The organism is Spirosoma lituiforme (genome assembly GCF_054776635.1).
In genome coordinates this window covers 1-615 of sequence record NZ_BAAHBO010000048.1, presented here as the reverse complement: position 1 = coordinate 615, position 615 = coordinate 1, and the positions used below count along the sequence as shown (strand labels likewise).

The 615-nt window shown below is 36.7% G+C and carries 1 protein-coding gene; it reads right to left on the bottom strand.

All coding sequences use genetic code 11. The annotated features are described in order from the left end of the window. Positions 1–406 precede the first annotated feature (406 nt). A partial coding sequence (locus ACYU87_RS27615; protein WP_461137225.1) for an aminopeptidase occupies positions 407–615 on the bottom strand: 209 nt, incomplete at its 5' end.

Genomic DNA, 615 nt, shown 5'->3' with positions numbered 1-615 from the left:
CTTCAACTGGTAAAATTTTTATGGTTCTCACAGTTTTTCAAGCAAGCATAGCTTGCGATGTAAAAACTGATGAGAATCCTTATGTAATTTTTAAAAAGCCCGTCCGAATATCACTTCTCTGAAGCTCTCCGTGCTACCGCACTATTATTCGGCATAAAGATGCCAAATCAAGGCATCTTTATGTGGCTCGGTGAGGACCGATGCGAAAAATACGATCATTGATTCTAAAAAGATTACCTTCCTTATTAATATTCTATAATTCCATAATATCAGAATGTGAAAACAATTTCAACATCTATATTCATTATTATTTAGGGATTGATAATAATTATTAAAATCGTTTTCAATACAGAAACAAAAAAAGACTAGAAAATAAATTTCAAGTCTCGTCTGTATCAAAATTTACTTAAAATGCCCAGTTGCCGTCCTTAAAGATTGGGAAAGCTTGGCCGTTTTTGTAGCCTATGATTTCAAGGTCCTTATCTCCAACCATGAAGTCTTCGTGAATTAGGGAATCATTTAGGCCCACTGAATTGACTTCGCTATCATCAAGGTCAGCTCCGCCCTCAACGCAGGTTGGGTAAGCCTTGCCTAAGGCAAAGTGGCAAGACGCAT